Raw genomic sequence first — 12,086 nt, forward strand, 5'->3', positions numbered from 1 at the left:
CGAGAGATCCTGCGGACCCGCACCGTCGGCGCAACCGCAAGGCTCGCCGGCGGGCCGGAGCCGCGCGGGCCCGGCCGCGGCTCCCGCAAGTCGCGCCTCGCGATGCCTACAAGCGAGGCCGGGCCAGGGGTGCGCCCCGGCCCGCGCGCGGCGTGCCGGCGACCGGCCCAGGGCCAGTGCAGCGGACGGTCGCGCCGGGATGCCGACCTCGGAACGCCCCGTAGGCATGCCTTAACGGTTCACCTCGATACGTTCGTCCGAACGGCGGCGCAGCGAGCCGCCCCTCCCGATGACGGCCGCTCGGAACGGCCGGGCAGTGGACGCGCGCATGATCCCGCCTGCCGATCACGAGGCCGAACGCCTGACGGCCCTGCGCAGCCTCGGCATCCTCGGCTCGCCGCCCGACCCCGATCTCGACGCCCTCTGCCGCCTCGCCGCCGAGCTGCTCGGCACGCCGACCGTGGCCGTCTCCCTCGTCGACGCAGAACGGCAGTGGTTCGTGGCGGGCGTCGGCACCTTCGCGGTCAGCACGCCCCGGGATGCCGCCTTTTGCAACCACGCCATCCGGTCGGACGAGATCCTCGTGGTCGAGGATGCCGGGCTGGACCGGCGCTTCGCGCGCAACCCGCTCGTCACCGGGGCGCCCGGCATCCGGTTCTACGCCGGCGCGCCCCTCAGCCTCAGGCACGGCGTGCGGCTCGGCACCCTCTGCCTGATCGACACGCAACCGCGGGCGCTGGACGACGGGGGGAGGCGCCGGCTCCGCGACTTCGCCGCACTCGCCGTCTCGCACCTGCGCTTGCAGGAGACGGAAGTCGCCTTGCAGGCGCGCGAGAACGAGCTGCGCCGGGCCAACCGCGACCTCGGCATGGCGGAGCGCTGGGCCAAGGTCGGCCATTGGCGCATCGCGTTCCCCGACGAGCGCATCACGTGGTCGGACGGGATGTACCCCATCTTCGGCCGTCCCCCCGAGGCCGGGGCGCCGACCAAGCAGGCGGTGCTCGACACGTTCCATCCCGAGGACCGCGAGGACGTGCGCGTCCGCCTTGAGCGGACCGCCATGGGGGGTGAGGACTACGAGCATCGGCCGCGCTTCATCCGCACGGAAGGCGAGTCCGTGTCGCGCTGGCCCACGCGGTCGCCGAGCGCGACGCCACGGGCGAGGTCGTCGGCCTCTTCGGTGTCTGCATGGACGTGACCGACCTCGTCCGGGTCGAGGAAGACTTGCGCGCGACCTCGGCGCTGCTCCGCGCGACCTTGGAGCACATGGACCAGGGCCTTCTCATGGTGGACGCGGCACGGCGCGTCCGCGTGCACAACCGGCGCGCGCTGGAGCTTCTTGACCTGCCGGCGGAGCTGCTGCGCGGCGAGCCGAGTTCCGAGGCGGTGCGGCGCCACCAGGTCGCCCGCGGCGAGACGGCGGAGCTGGCTGACGCGCCGCGTCCTCCGGGACCCGCGCAAGGAAGGGAGGCCGACAGCCGGATCCACGAGCGGGAGCGCCCGGAGGGAACCGTCCTTGAGATCCGCACGGTGCCGCTCGACGGCGGCGGGATGGTGCGCACCTACACGGACATCACCGCGCGCAAGCGGGCCGAGGCCCAGATGCCCACCACGACCCCCTGACCGGCCTCGCGAACCGGGCCCGCTTCCGCGAGTGCCTCAACCGACGGCTGGCGGAGGTCGGTCACCAGGGCGCGACGTGCGCGGTGCTCTGCCTGGACCTCGACCGCTTCAAGGCGGTGAACGACACGCTCGGCCAACCGGCCGGCGACGCGCTGCTGCGGGGCGTCGCCGCCCGGATGCGCGGCCGCCTGCGGAAGCAGGACATCCTGGCGCGGCTCGGCGGGGACGAGTTCGCCGTCCTGACCGCGCCCGTCGCCCACCCGGCGCAGGCCGCCGCCGTGGCCGCACGCCTGGTCGGGGCCCTGCACGCGCCGTTCCGCATCGAGGGGCACGAGATCACGGTCGGGACCAGCATCGGGATCGCGCTCGCGCCGGAGCATGGCCGGGACGGCGACACGCTGTTCAAGAACGCCGATCTCGCGCTCTACGCGGCCAAGGATTCGGGCCGTGACGGGTACCGGTTCTATACCCCCGCGATGGGCGAGGCCGCCAGCGGCCGGCAGCGGCAGGAGCTCGACCTGCGCGGCGCGCTCGCGCGGGACCAGTTCGAGCTGCACTACCAACCCGTGGTGGACACGCGCTCGTTCGCGGTCGCCGGGTTCGAGGCGCTGATCCGCTGGACGCACCCGACCCGAGGCCGCGTCCCCCCGGACGCCTTCATACCGGTGGCCGAGGAAACCGGGCTTATCGTGCCGGTCGGCGACTGGGTGCTCCGCAAGGCCTGCGAAGACGCGGTCCGGTGGCCGGGGGACGTACGCCTGGCCGTCAACGTCTCGGCCGTCCAGCTGATGCGGCCCGGCCTGGTCGAGGGCGTCGTCGCGACGTTGGCCGCGGGTCGCCTGGAGTTGGAGATCACCGAGACCGCGCTCCTGCGGGACAGCCCACCGGTCCTGCCCTGCCTGCACGCGTTGCGAGGCCTCGGCGTGCGCGTGGCGCTCGACGACTTCGGCACGGGGTATTCCTCGCTGAGCTACCTGCGGAAGTTCGGTCATTCGTCATTTGGGGTTGCTGGCCCCATCTGACCTTCTCCAGCGCCGCCCTCAGGCGGCGAGGAGCGTCCCGGGACGACGCACGGCCCGACGGCCCACGTTGGCGTCCCCGAGGGGCTGACCCCCCTCGCTCGCGGCCTTGACCGCGAGACCTCGGTCGCGGATCACCCCGGCCGAATTCACGTCCCGATGCTCGTCCAGCCCGCACGGGCAGACGTGCCGGCGCAGGGACAGCGGCTTCGCCGCCACCGCCCCGCACTGCCGGCACTCCTGCGACGTCGCCCTAGCGTCGACGCAGATCAACTCGCCACCGGCTCTCTCGGCCTTGTAGCGGACGAACTGCACGAGCTTGCCCCATCCCGCATCCAGGATGGACCTGTTCATTCCCCTCTTCTGAGAGACGTTCGCTCCCGGCTCATCGACCGTGCCGACCGCCGAGCGGGTCATGTTCCGGATGCGCAGGTCCTCCAGCACGACGAGCGGGTGCTCGCGCGTCAGCCGCGCCGAGACGCGGTGGAGATGCTGGTCGCGAGTGTTGGCTACGGCGCGAAGCTGCCGCGCCAGTCGCGCCTTGACCTTTCTTCGCCGGTTCGAGCCCTTGCGGCATCGGGCAAGGGCCCGGCGGGAGACGCGGATCTCGCGCTGGCGGCGAGAGGCGGGACGGACGTTCGGGAGACGCTCGCCGGTGGACAGCGTCAGCAGCGCCTCCACGCCCAGGTCGCCGCCCACCGCCTCGCCGAGCGGCGGCGTGGCCGCCACGACCTCGGTCGTCTCGATGGTGAAGCCCACGTACCAGTGCCGGCCCTTGCGCGTGAACGTCACGCCCAGGATCTTGGCGTCGGACGGAAGCGCCCGGTCGTGGTTGAGGCGGATCGGCCGGCCGAAGCCCTTGAGCCGGATGCGGTCACCCTCGTGTCGCAGGCCGGTGGCCTCCAGCAGGCCGAAGGTGCTCCAGCGCGAGGCGGGCTTGAACCGCGGGAAGCCGGGCTTCAGCCCCCGCTTCACCCGTCCGAAGAATCCGGTGAAGCCGTCCTCGACGCGCTTGAGCGTCCAGCGGCCCATGGTGACCGGATCGGCGCCGTGGCCCTTCGGGTCGTCGGTGCGGATGACGGTGAGGCTCTTCTGCTGGTCGAAGCGGGTGATGGCCTTGCGCCCGAGCCGCCAGGCGTCGCGGCGCTCCTGCAGGGCGGCGTTGTAGAGCAGGCGCTGGCGCTCCAGCGCCTCGGCGAGGAGGCGGTGCTGGGCGGCGGTAGGCCTGAGCTTCTGCTGGTAGGTCAGGATCACGCGACCAGGGTAGAACGAGGTGTGAACAGGTCAACCCCGACCGAAGGTTGATCAATCCCAAACGACGAAGAACCGGAAATTCCCGCTCGACCGGATCAAGATCGACCGCTCCTTCGTCGAGGCGGTGGACGAGCCGGGCACGGCGGCCATCGTTGGGGCCATCGCCGGCCTGGGGGCCTCCCTCGGCGCCGCGGTCACGGCCGAGGGCGTCGAGACGGAGCGGCAGCTCGGGGCGCTGCGGCTGTCCGGCTGCGGCGAGGCGCAGGGCTACCTGTTCGGCAAGCCCGCGCCCGCGGCCGAGGCCGCCGCGTTCCTGCGCCGGGGGGCCGGAACGAGGGCCGCATGACCCGGGCAGCCCCTTCGGGCCGCGGCGAGCGGCACAGGGCGGGAAGCGGGCCGCCCTAGCCCGCGCCGCGGGCGATCCGGCGGACGCCGCGCCGCGACCTTGGCGGTAGGCGACACGGCCGCTTAAGATTCCCCGCGGTACGCTCGATTCGGCGAACGTCCGTCACGTTCGCCGCCGCCGTCGCAGGGCCGGATACCCGCGCGGCGCATCGCGGTTACCGAGACGGCGGAGCCGCGCCGGAGGCGGTCGGAGGCGCCCATGGAGGCTTGGTCGACCACGGCGTTCGACGAGACCTCGCAGGCGGACCTGTTCGCGGCCTCGCCGGTCGCGGGCGGCCGCCCGCCGGTGGTGCGGTGCTGGCTGGCCTTCGACCGGGGCGGCGACGACGTCGGCGTCGCGCTGACCCTGTCCGACCGCCGCCACCTCATAGCGGATGCGTCGACCGGGTACGCCATCGTCGGCGACGACGATTTGGTCCTGCTGCCGGATCGGTCGCGCGACGAGCTGATCTGCCTCGGGCCACCCTGGCTGCTGCCCGCGCTGCCCACCGGCTTCCGGGCCCGCGGCCTCGCCCACTGGTCCAAGCTTCTGCGGGACACGTCGCTGGCGACGTTCCGCCCGTCGCCGGAGGCCAACGCCTGCATCGCGTTCGATATCAGGCCCGGTCCGCCGCTCGGTTGGTCGGCGCTGCACGGCGACCTGCGCGACGGGACCTTGGGCCGCCACCCGGATCGACCGGCCCCCGACGGCGTGGCCTTCCGAGGCGCGCGGGACGCGCGGCTCGTCGACGGCCTGCTTCACTTCGAGCGCGGCCGGCAGCTTGCGGAGGCGGGGAACGGCTCCGAGGCGCGCCTGGAGCGGGCGAAACGGCATCTCCGGCGCGCCGCGCAGCATTTCGCCGCCGGGCGGCAGCTCGGATGGGGCGAGGTGGCCGAACGATACCTGTCCCTGTTGGAAAGCCAGCTCTTCCGCATGAGGCAGATGGATCTGCCCGCCCTGCTTCCGCCGCGGCAAGCCGATGCGCTGTGCCTGCCGCGCCTCGGCCTGGGCGTTCACCGCCTGATGGCCGTTCCGCTGCCGCCGTTGGCGCTGACGCGGGGGGCCGTTCCCGCGGCGGCCGGGCGGGGCGCGCGCGAGCGCCGCGAGGCGCTCTGCTTCGTCCCGCTGCATCGGCCGACGCTCCGGCGTCTCCTGCCGGGTACGCGACCCGACGCCCTGCGCGGTCAGGTCGTCTTCGGGCCGCCGGCCACGGGGACGGCGACGACCGCCGTGCGGCTCGGCAAGGGGGCGAGCGTCGCCGTCTCGGCCATCCTCGACGGCGAGGTCCACCAGCTCCTGGGCATCGCGAGCCGTGAGCGCGCTGCCGAGACGGTGACCGTGTTCGCCGATGGCAACGGCGTCGTGGTCTCGCCCGGGGTCAAGCAGGGCAGGGTAGGGCACCCGCTGACCTTCAAGGCGACCGCTCGGGAAGGCGGGAGGCACGCGCTTCGATTCACGTTCTTGACTCGCGACCGCATCGTTTCGAAGATCCAGAGAACGGTCGAGGTTTACGAGGACAACGGTCAGGATGGCTCGTCGGCATGGCGGTCGCCGAAAGCGGGATGAGATCGCAGCCGGCGCGTTCCGAATGCGCATCGCCACGTCCACGAGCGACCACTCGCCCGCGAGGACCGAGGTCAGCGTCTTCGGGGCGGGGCAGCTCGACAGCCTGCGCTTCCACGGAGGCCCGCTGCGCGGTGCGCTGGCCGACGCCGTCCGCGCGTTCGCCGAGGGCCTGGCCGAGTTCGCCGGGCGCACCTGGGCACCCGAGGCCCAGGACCCGGCGTCGGCAGCGAGGCTGCAATCCTTCCAGAACGCCGCCGTGAGCCTCTTCGGCAACCTCTTCCGCCACACGGATCCCGAGAAGGGGGCCAAGGTCCGTGCCGACCTGGACTTCTACCTCGATCACCCGAACCTCAGGTCGATCACGTTCGACAGCGACCTGGCCGGGATCCCGCTCGACGCCCTGCACTACGGGCGCGCGGGCTCGGGGTTCGACGTCGAGCGCTTCCTCGGCAGCCGGGCCCCGCTGATCCACGCGCCGAGGCCTGACAAGGAAGAGAGGGAGGCGGACGACGCCGCGCCATCCGTCGGCCTGCTCGGGTCCACGCGCGTCACCTCCGTGTCCCGACGCGACGAGGCCAGCATCTTCGCCGTCTTCGAGGACCTCGGCGCCGCCTGCACGACGCGGGAGGACACGCCCCTGCTCGGCCTGGACAGGGAGCCGATGGCCGTGGCCGACCTCGCGTCCCTGTTCCGCGCGCTGGGCCAGCTCAGGTCGGTCTGGCACGTCACCAGCCACATGGAAAGCTTCGCGGGCCAGCACTACTTCGTGCTCGACAACGGGCTGGAGGTCCGGCCCGACTTCTTCAGCCCGCACCAGAAGGAGGCCCGTCCCTTGGTCGGGGAGCCCCTCGTGTTCCTGAACATCTGCGCATCGGCGGCCCCCGGGGTCATCGCCGACAGCAACTTCCCGGACAACCTGCACCTCATGCAGGCGGGCGGCGTGATCGCGACCCACTGCCTCGTCAACGAACGCTTCGCCACCGAATTCGCGCGCCGGTTCTACCGGCACGCATTCTCCCGCGCGCCCGGGATGCGCGGCGAGCGCCTGACGGTCGCGGAGAGCCTGCATCAAGCGCGACGCGACAGCCTCCACCGGGACGGGTCCGTCGCCAGCCTCTGCTATTCCTTCCATGCCCTGGACGATTTCGCCCTGCCCGGGGCCATCGAGGGCGAGGTCGCCACGGCGCGCGGGGAAGCTCTGCATGGAGCGGCATAAGAGGGGCGGCACCGAGACGGCGGCAGCCGAGCCCGCGGTGTGGGCCGTCCTGCGGACCGGCGGGAAGCAGTACGTCGTCCGCACCGGCGACCGGCTGAACGTCGCCCGCTCGGACTACCTGGCGGCCACGGTCCGCGACGCGGACGGACGCCGCTTCCACGCGTTCGACGACATCCTCATGCTCGGCTCGGGCGAGGGCACCGTCGTCGGCAGCCCGAACGTGCCGAACGCGCGGGTCATCGCGGAACTGCTGCCCGAGAAGCGGGGACCGAAGACAGTCTCGTTCAAGAAGCGGCGGCGCCAGAACTCCCGGCGGATGCGGGGCCACCGCCAGGTCCTGCAGCCCGTGCTGATCGTCTCGGTGGAGCCAGGCGACGGGCCCTTCGGCGAGATGGCTTGGCGGAGCGTCGACCGGTCCGGACCGGCGGAGCGTGGCAGGTTGGCGGGTGCCGCCGTTCCCGACCTCCTCGCGAGCCTCCGGTGGGGTGGGCCCGGGCAGGCCGTCGAGACGCTGCGGGAGGTGGCGACAAGGTCCTGGTCCGACGTGGCGGAACGGGAGCGCCGGGAAGTGGAGAGGTCCCTCGAACCGCTCCTGACCGCACCGGACGCACGTCTGCGCGCCGCCTCGGCGCTCGCCCTGGCGACCGTCACGGGCGTCCCGGCGGGCGGGGCCACGCCGGATGCCGTGGCCGATGCCTTGACCCGGTATTTCGCGCGCACCGGACGTCGCCACTTCGCCGAGGTGGCCCTTCGGGCCGACGCCGCACGCGGCACCGGCCCGGACGGCCTCGCGCATTACCGAGCGACGGTTTCCCTGAGGGACCGGCTCGACCTGCCGTCCGGCAACGCGACGGTGCGGCTCGGGCAGGGCATCCCGGTCGCGGCGCATGTCGAGGTCAACGTCTCCGGTCCAGGGATCGACCCCGGGTCGCGGCGCGTGATCGCCCGCGGCGAGAAGCCGGCGGGAACGGTGCGCGAGGCGGTCGTCTGTTTCGGGAACGACCACAGCGTCGGGGACAGCGCGATCCTCGACGTCGTGGTGGACGGTCGGCGGATCGAGCGCCGCTTCCTTTCTCTGTCGCGGCTCGCCATCACGCGCGACCCGCCCGCCCTGCCCGGGTCCGCGAGCTGGCCGGCGGCCTACGCCGGCGGCCTGATCCCGATGCCCAACCCTCCGGCCCAGGGGTCGGCCAGCAGCCTGTAATCCCGCGCATCCGCCTCGGCGGTGCCGCCGTCCCGCGGCCCGCCGCCGAGGACGTCGATCCTGGTATGGGCGAGGCGCAGCCGCAACCCGGGTCCGTCGTCGCGGCGCACGAGCTCCATCAGGCGGACGCCGAAGGCCAGGGCCGTGTCCCCGGCCACCTTGACCAGCCCGCCCGCCTCCTTGCGCACCTTGTGGCCCAGGCCGAGCTTGGCCGCCTCCGCCACCACCGCCTCGGCGTCGATCACGCGGCCCTTGTCGTCCGTCCAGGACATCTCGATCTCCGGGCAGCGGTACACGTCCACGACGGCGAAGATCCGCACGGCCTCGGCGCCTTCGACGAAGGAAAGGTCCGGGGCGTTCGGCCCCAGCGCCCGGCCGAGCGCGGCGAAGTCGATGCCGTCGCGCGTGGCCTTGGAGAACCGCAGGAACAACTTGCGCCCGCCGCTCGCCTCCGCCTTGGCCGAGATGCTCGGCAGGGTCGCGCCGGGCCAGAACCGCTCCAGGAAGGACGCGAAGATACCCCCCTCGACCCGGCCCTCCTGGCTGTCCGAGAACGTGGCGTCGACGTCCGCGAGGCGCGCGTCGCGCGCCACCTCCGGAAGAACCAGGCCAGGCACGAGGTTGTGGAGCGCGACGGGCCCGAACGCGTCCGGCACCGCACCGCTCCCCGCCAGCAGGAGCGCTTGGCCGGGCTGCAGGTCCTCCCGTGGCACCTTGAGCAGGTTGATCCGGTGCTTGTCGAACAGCAGCCGCAGCAGCGCATCCTGGATGTCGGGTCGGAAGACCGGATCGGTCATGGCTGGGTCCTGTCTCGTCTTGGTCGACCGGCCGGACCCTATCACGCGGCGCCGACCCGGACAGCGCCGCGCACGCCCCGGGCCGAATCCGGGACGCGCGACATAGCGCCCCCGCACGGGTCCGGTACCTGCGTCCCGCCCGCTCGGGCGCCGGAGCCACGCGCTCGCCCGCCCCGCGAGCCGCCCGTCCCGCCCGCGCGGACAAGGAGACCCATGGCGGACGCCCGCATCCGAGGCGTCCGCGGCGGCAGCCGACGGGATCGACCCTGCGCAAGCGTCCATCGACGCACCGGGACCTGCAGCCGGGGCCCCGCGTCGCGCTCCGGTGCGGATCGCCCCTCAACCCCGTGGCGCTCGATGCGCCGGCCCGGACCGGCCGCCGCTACGGCCCCGGGGTACCGCGTGGGCCTTGATCGCCCATGTAACGGCCCGTCGAGGCCGTGGAGGTCAGGATCTGCCTGCCGACGACGCCGCACGCCCCCGCGACCGCGATGGCCACCAGGATGCGCAGGAACGTTCTCCGCGCGGCCGCCCGAACCCCTGGCCGGACGCGGCGCCTTCGTCCCGCGTTCCTGGATGTCCAGGCATGGCGTTCCGCGCGCATGCGAACTCTCCGGTCTCGCGGATACACGCCCGGGAACGCGGGAGGCCGCGCGCCCGGGGGAACGGTACCCGCCTCTCAGCGGGGCGGGTCGAAGGAGTAGGGGAAACTCAGCGAGTGCTGAAGGCCGGCCGTGACCCGGAAGTCCTGCCGGCGGTCGCCGCCGAAGCCGACGCCGACGGCCCCGACCAGGAGCGTCTGCGGCGTCACGATGTAGCGGGCGCCGATCTCGGCGAGGTTCACCGCGCGGCCGCGCTCCCGGTCCGTCTCGCGGTAGACGTCCGCCACCAACACGACGTCGTTCGACACCGGCTGGCTGTAGGCGACGCCGACCCGGTAACGGTCGCGCCGCTCCGCGTCCCGTCCGGTTATCGGGTCGTAGTTGTGGAACCAGGACGCGTTGAAGTGGATCTGGCGCGGCACGTACGAGTACGGCGAGAGCCCCTCCGGATCGGGCGTGCCGAGGGATTTGGTGGCCAGGAACTTGAGCTCGGTCTCGATGCCGCCGGCCATCCGCCCGTAGGGCGTGTTGACGCCGAAGGCGACCGCCATCGCGGGCAGGACCAGGTCCTCCTGGTTGACGTTGTAGAAGCCTTGCGCCCGGAACGCGCCCTGGTCCGTATCGCTCGCCGTCCCGACGCGGTACGGCGCCTCGACCGAGAGCTGGAAGTTCTTGAAGGCGCCCCATTCCAGCCGCGGCACGGCCATCAGGCTGCTGAGGCCGCGCGGGTCGTTCCGGATGCGGTTGTACTGGAAGTAGGACTGCACTTCGAGGCCGTTCTCCTTGATCGGATAGGCATCCTCGATGGTGATGGGCAGGCCCTCCTCCAGGTTGGAGTGGTCGGCGGCGAGCGCCGGGCCGGCGCAGAGGGCGAAGAGGGCCGCGAGGGCGCCGCGCGTGAACATCGACATCGGGCGGCTCCTCAGCGGGCGGCGACGCGGGCCGGGCCGAGGCTCGGCTCGACGGTCATGTCGATGGAGGGCACGTCCGGGATATGGGCGGCCTTGGCCTTCCAGGCGGAGAGCATGTGCTCGACCATCATGGCCGGGGCCTGGCCCGGCTCCGTGGCGCCCGGCATCATTCGCATGCCGGGGGCGACCTGCATCAGGGCGTCGCGGAGCGAGCCGGGCACCTCGCCGGGCTCGATCCCGAGCCGGCCGTTCATCATCATCTGCCGCATGACTGCGGCCCGTTGCGCCTTCGAGAGGCCGCCCGGGTACATCATCGGCAGCATCTCCATGAGCATGTCCATCATGATCATGCCCATGGCGCCCTGAGGCGCGCGCACCCAGGCCGGGTAGGTGCGCGGATCGTAACTGGGCTGGGGCTCGCGGAACTTGCGGGCGTAGGCCTCGTCGCCGGGCTGGTAGCCCATGGCGTCGATGACCCGGTACATCTCGGCCCGCTTCTCCTCGACCGTCCAGCCCTTGTAGGCCAGGATCGAGTAGGCGATGCCGTGCAGCATGTGCAGGTTGTCGAAGATGTTCGCGCTCTCGGGACTCATCCGCGCGTAGCGCGGCATGATCTCCCGCGAGAGGACCATCCGGCCCGGCCGGTCCGGGAGGACGTCCCGGTACATGGTGTCCTGCACGGCCCGGATGGCGACCTCCTGGTCGCGGTTGCCCGCGATCATCTGGGCCTCGTAGACAGCCGGGTGCCACCAGTGGGCGACATAGAACAGACTTTGGTCGAGCGGGTAGAAGTTCCGGAAATAGTTGAGGTAGGGCTTCATCATGATGCCCGCCCGCCGCATCGTCAGCTCAAGCGGGGCGACGCTGCGGGGCACGCCCGGGGTCTGCATGGAGAGGTAGTATTCGACCGCGCGGTCGGTCCAAACCTTCTTCTCGGCCCATGGGATCTCGCGGAACGCCATCACGTCGTAGGTCTGCTCGTGATGCATGTGCGTCCAGTCGATGGTCCGGAACAGCGTGTGCATCGCCCGGTCGACGTAGGACGAGTAGTACGGCATCTCCGGCTCGGTGGCCGGCGGGTCGCGCAGCCATCCCTGCGCTTCCTTGTCGAAGCGGGCGTCGACCGCGGCGTGGTCCTCGAACCGGGTGAGTTGCAGCAGGTCGTGCTGCTTCGAGTGGAAGAAGTGCATCCCGGCACCGATGCGGTACGCTTGGTTGTGCCGGTAGAAGAACGCGAGGTTGTAGGGCCCCTTGAGGAAGCCGACCTCGTTGCGCTGTTCGAGCGCGAATGCCCGACCGACGCCGCTCGACAGGGTTGCTGTCGCGGCCAACGCCCCGGCGGCGCGTGCGAGAAAGCCCCGTCGCGACGTGTCGGTCATCCGAACCTCCCAAGATACCCCCTATGGGTAATGGGACCGGCGCCGGCGCGTCAAAGCCAACGTGCCAATAATCCCTGGAGGAGGACGGGATCTCGCCGTGTGTTGCCGAGAGGCGACAATCGATGCGGCC

Annotated in this window: 10 protein-coding genes and 1 pseudogene; 7 read left to right on the forward strand and 4 right to left on the reverse strand. The window is 72.1% G+C overall.

Features of this window, described 5'->3' with window-relative positions:
- Positions 1 to 328: 328 nt before the first annotated feature.
- From MPPM_RS13690 to MPPM_RS13700, 3 genes are read left to right on the forward strand one after another with little or no spacing between them, the layout of a single operon-like run.
- Positions 329 to 1,198, forward strand: coding sequence for a GAF domain-containing protein (locus MPPM_RS13690; protein ID WP_162296268.1), 870 nt, complete (start codon positions 329 to 331; stop codon positions 1,196 to 1,198).
- Complete coding sequence (locus MPPM_RS13695; RefSeq protein WP_063110976.1) at positions 1,189 to 1,623, forward strand: PAS domain-containing protein; 435 nt, start codon at positions 1,189 to 1,191, stop codon at positions 1,621 to 1,623. The genes MPPM_RS13690 and MPPM_RS13695 overlap by 10 nt, the downstream gene beginning before the upstream one ends.
- Entirely contained in the window at positions 1,620 to 2,645 is a 1,026-nt protein-coding gene (locus tag MPPM_RS13700; protein ID WP_244573572.1) for a putative bifunctional diguanylate cyclase/phosphodiesterase, read from the forward strand. The genes MPPM_RS13695 and MPPM_RS13700 overlap by 4 nt, the downstream gene beginning before the upstream one ends.
- Before the next feature lie 18 nt (positions 2,646 to 2,663).
- On the opposite strand, the gene MPPM_RS13705 is transcribed toward MPPM_RS13700, so the two are convergent.
- Positions 2,664 to 3,896, reverse strand: coding sequence for an RNA-guided endonuclease InsQ/TnpB family protein (locus MPPM_RS13705; RefSeq protein ID WP_063110974.1), 1,233 nt, complete (start codon positions 3,894 to 3,896; stop codon positions 2,664 to 2,666).
- A 64-nt stretch (positions 3,897 to 3,960) separates the two neighbouring features.
- Between MPPM_RS13705 and MPPM_RS13710 the strand changes: the two are divergent.
- From MPPM_RS13710 to rplU, 4 genes and pseudogenes are all read left to right on the forward strand, one after another.
- Positions 3,961 to 4,242 (forward strand): annotated as a pseudogene (locus MPPM_RS13710) (EAL domain-containing protein); the annotation flags it as partial.
- A 258-nt stretch (positions 4,243 to 4,500) separates the two neighbouring features.
- Positions 4,501 to 5,847: a hypothetical protein gene (locus MPPM_RS13715; protein WP_063110972.1), complete on the forward strand. Its 1,347-nt coding sequence runs from the start codon at positions 4,501 to 4,503 to the stop codon at positions 5,845 to 5,847.
- A gap of 22 nt (positions 5,848 to 5,869) precedes the next feature.
- Positions 5,870 to 7,063 carry a CHAT domain-containing protein gene (locus MPPM_RS13720; protein ID WP_063110971.1) on the forward strand — a complete coding sequence of 398 codons (1,194 nt, stop codon included), beginning with the start codon at positions 5,870 to 5,872 and terminating at the stop codon, positions 7,061 to 7,063.
- Complete coding sequence (rplU, locus tag MPPM_RS13725; RefSeq protein WP_063110970.1) at positions 7,050 to 8,267, forward strand: 50S ribosomal protein L21; 1,218 nt, start codon at positions 7,050 to 7,052, stop codon at positions 8,265 to 8,267. The genes MPPM_RS13720 and rplU overlap by 14 nt, the downstream gene beginning before the upstream one ends.
- Here the strand turns inward: rplU and MPPM_RS13730 are convergent.
- The 3 genes from MPPM_RS13730 to MPPM_RS13745 form a co-directional block, all read right to left on the reverse strand.
- Positions 8,204 to 9,064 (reverse strand): hypothetical protein, encoded by an 861-nt coding sequence (locus MPPM_RS13730; RefSeq protein WP_063110969.1) that lies wholly within the window; start codon positions 9,062 to 9,064, stop codon positions 8,204 to 8,206. The two genes, rplU and MPPM_RS13730, sit on opposite strands and share 64 nt — an antisense overlap.
- A gap of 679 nt (positions 9,065 to 9,743) precedes the next feature.
- Complete coding sequence (locus MPPM_RS13740; protein ID WP_063110968.1) at positions 9,744 to 10,577, reverse strand: hypothetical protein; 834 nt, start codon at positions 10,575 to 10,577, stop codon at positions 9,744 to 9,746.
- A gap of 11 nt (positions 10,578 to 10,588) precedes the next feature.
- Positions 10,589 to 11,956, reverse strand: coding sequence for a hypothetical protein (locus MPPM_RS13745; protein ID WP_063110967.1), 1,368 nt, complete (start codon positions 11,954 to 11,956; stop codon positions 10,589 to 10,591).
- Positions 11,957 to 12,086: the final 130 nt, after the last annotated feature.

The sequence above is a fragment of the Methylorubrum populi genome (assembly GCF_002355515.1).
GTDB classification, from domain to species: domain Bacteria; phylum Pseudomonadota; class Alphaproteobacteria; order Rhizobiales; family Beijerinckiaceae; genus Methylobacterium; species Methylobacterium populi_A.

Coding starts and splice junctions, on each gene's coding strand:
- MPPM_RS13730 (WP_063110969.1), bottom strand. CDS start 9,064: ATGACCGATCCGGTCTTCCGACCCGACATCCAGGATGCGCTGCTGCGG.
- MPPM_RS13720 (WP_063110971.1), top strand. CDS start 5,870: ATGCGCATCGCCACGTCCACGAGCGACCACTCGCCCGCGAGGACCGAG.
- MPPM_RS13740 (WP_063110968.1), bottom strand. CDS start 10,577: ATGTCGATGTTCACGCGCGGCGCCCTCGCGGCCCTCTTCGCCCTCTGC.
- rplU (WP_063110970.1), top strand. CDS start 7,050: ATGGAGCGGCATAAGAGGGGCGGCACCGAGACGGCGGCAGCCGAGCCC.
- MPPM_RS13715 (WP_063110972.1), top strand. CDS start 4,501: ATGGAGGCTTGGTCGACCACGGCGTTCGACGAGACCTCGCAGGCGGAC.
- MPPM_RS13690 (WP_162296268.1), top strand. CDS start 329: ATGATCCCGCCTGCCGATCACGAGGCCGAACGCCTGACGGCCCTGCGC.
- MPPM_RS13695 (WP_063110976.1), top strand. CDS start 1,189: ATGGACGTGACCGACCTCGTCCGGGTCGAGGAAGACTTGCGCGCGACC.
- MPPM_RS13745 (WP_063110967.1), bottom strand. CDS start 11,956: ATGACCGACACGTCGCGACGGGGCTTTCTCGCACGCGCCGCCGGGGCG.